This is a genomic window from Coleofasciculus sp. LEGE 07092 (assembly GCF_015207375.1).
Taxonomy (GTDB): domain Bacteria; phylum Cyanobacteriota; class Cyanobacteriia; order Cyanobacteriales; family Coleofasciculaceae; genus LEGE-07092.
The window spans coordinates 1-2,849 of record NZ_JADEWY010000256.1 but is presented as its reverse complement, the minus strand read 5'-3'; the positions used below and the strand labels follow the sequence as shown (position 1 = coordinate 2,849).

The window sequence follows — 2,849 nt, the reverse complement described above, 5'->3', positions numbered from 1 at the left end:
GAGTACTTTTACTTGATTATTTGGATCGTTTAGCGATCGCCCCTCATACTTCAGTTATACTACATATTGAAGTGCGGAATGTGGGCTAGAAAGTTACTCTCAAAGTAGGCGATCATCGCCAATCTCCGCAAACTGACACTGATAGAGGGACGCTGTTGCTTTGAGAGCGCAATATAGTACATATTTACTATATGAACGTCCGCAGAATTCCTGCTCCTTTTCGAGACAACAGCTATCCTTGATAACTCACCGCGATGTCAGATTCCGCCCAACCGAGAGTCAATGCGGCTCTCCAGTACGAAACAATGACGGGAGTGGTGGAACGCTTAACCTATCACTCCGCTGAATCCGGTTACACCGTGGCACGTTTGCAGCGCCCCAAAGCCAAAGAGTTGACCACCATCGTCGGCAGTTTTGCCAATATCCAGCCCGGACAAACGCTACAACTGACAGGATTTTGGCGCGAACATCCCCAGTATGGCGCTCAATTTCAGGTCACTCAGTACACCGAAACCAAACCCGCCACCCTCACCGGACTCGAAAAGTATTTAGGCAGCGGACTCATAAAAGGAGTGGGACCCGTCACCGCTAAACGCATCGTCGCCCACTTCGGACTCGATACCCTGGATGTGATTGAGCATCAAATTGAGCGACTAGTTGAAGTCAAAGGCATCGCCAAAAAGCGCATCCGCATGATTCAACAGGCTTGGGAAACGCAGAAAGCCATCAAAGAGGTGATGGTATTCCTGCAAGGGCATGGCGTTTCTACCACTTATGCGGTGAAGATATATAAACAGTATGGAGGAGGAGCGATTTCAACCGTTACAGAAAATCCCTACCAACTTGCCGCAGACATCTACGGTATCGGCTTCCTCACCGCTGACAAAATCGCCCAAAACTTAGGCGTCCCGAACGATTCAGAATTTCGATATCGCGCCGGATTGGTTCACGTTTTGAGTGAAGCGGCTGAAGACGGACACTGTTATTTACCTCAAGCTGAATTAATTGAACAAACACACTCCCAACTCACTACTGACTCTCATACTCCCTCGGTTGAAGTAATCGCACAAATCATCAAGGAAATGGCTATTCTGCAAGAACTCATTGTAGACAATAGCGTTGATGAAGAAGGCACAGGGCAGGAAGCAGAAGGAGTTCTATGCTATAAACCCACCTTCTATTACACTGAGCAGAATCTGGCAAAACGACTCCAGCAAAATCTTTTACACTCTCAGTGCGTTGATTTACCCCGTGTCCAAAATTGGATTTCTCGCTTTACAACCAGTCGAGGCATTGAACTTTCCGAAAAGCAGCAACAAGCTGTAGAGATAGCGGCTTATTCCCCGTTGACAATTCTCACTGGTGGACCCGGCTGTGGGAAAACCTTCACGACTCATACCATTGTCTCATTATGGAAAGCCATGGGCAAATCCATTGGTCTAGCAGCTCCCACCGGACGCGCCGCTCAACGGTTAGCAGAAATGACGGGGCTGGAAGCCAAAACTCTGCATCGGTTGTTGGAATTTGACCCCAGGACGATGAGCTTTAAGCGTGATGAAGAAAATCCCTTACCTTATCACGCAATTGTAGTAGATGAAGCTTCAATGTTGGATTTATTTCTGGCATACTCCCTACTCAAAGCCGTCCCCAAGGAGGCCCAATTGCTCTTAGTAGGAGACATTGACCAACTTCCATCGGTTGGTGCAGGAAACGTCCTCTCTGATTTAATTCACTCCGGTCGAGTGCCAGTGGTGCGGTTAACTCAGGTATTTCGTCAAGCTACTCAAAGTGCGATTGTCACCGCAGCTCACCAAATTAATAAAGGGCAGTTCCCTTCTATAGAACTAATTTCCGATAATCCTCGTTCCGATTGTCTCTGGCACGGAGGCGGACATCAACCCGAACATGGGGTGCAAGTTGTCTGTGAGTTGATTGAATATTTGATACCCAAACTAGGATTTAATCCAGACTCTGATGTGCAGCTACTCTGCCCAATGACACGAGGAGTGGTAGGGACTCGTAACTTTAATCAAGTACTCCAGCAGCTCATTAATCCTCCTTCTGCTGATAAAGTTGAGATAACTCGTGGTGGGATGACCTTAAGAGTAGGCGATTCGCTAACGCGACAGCTTCGCTTCACGCATTATCCAACAGACCAACGACTACCAACGGGAAGTTTTTAATGGAGATTTGGGAGTCATAACCGCGATTGACACCACCGAGCAGGAAGTTCAGGTGCATTACCAAGAACGCATCGTTACCTATGACTATGCTGATTTGAATGAAATTACTCTCGCCTGGGCAGTAACAATTCACAAGAGCCAGGGTTCCGAATATCCAGTAGTAATCCTGCCGTTATATACTCAACATTACCTGATGCTATCTCGTAATCTGCTCTACACAGGGCTGACGAGAGCAAAGAAACTGGCAATTTTGATAGGCTCAAAGAAAGCAATAGTGATCGCCCTGAACCAAACGAATCAGCAGCAGCGTTACACTCGACTACAGCAGCGGTTATTAAGCTGTTGTTAGTGTCTTTCGCATAAAGTAAAGAGTGTGAGATTCAGGATAATCATCCAGTTGACCAAACACAACATATCCCAATCCCTCGTAAAACTCCTTTGCCTGGAAACTAAATGTCATGAGGCAACTTGAACGGCTAAGTTGATACAGTACTAATAAGAGTTTAGCCGAGTGCAAGAAGGCTATCAGCCAAGGTAAGCAGGGTAAACGCATCTAAAATTATTGAGGTTTTGAGGTAAGATAGGGGGTTAGCTCTTGTCATCAAACAACACTAATGACATGATTCCCTATCATCTCGATTCCAAGAGCGATCACAATCTTAAATG

1 pseudogene is annotated in these 2,849 nt (G+C 46.5%); it reads left to right on the top strand.

The features are described from left to right. Positions 1-254 precede the first annotated feature (254 nt). Positions 255-2,532: pseudogene (locus tag IQ257_RS29280) on the top strand (ATP-dependent RecD-like DNA helicase). Positions 2,533-2,849 lie beyond the last annotated feature (317 nt).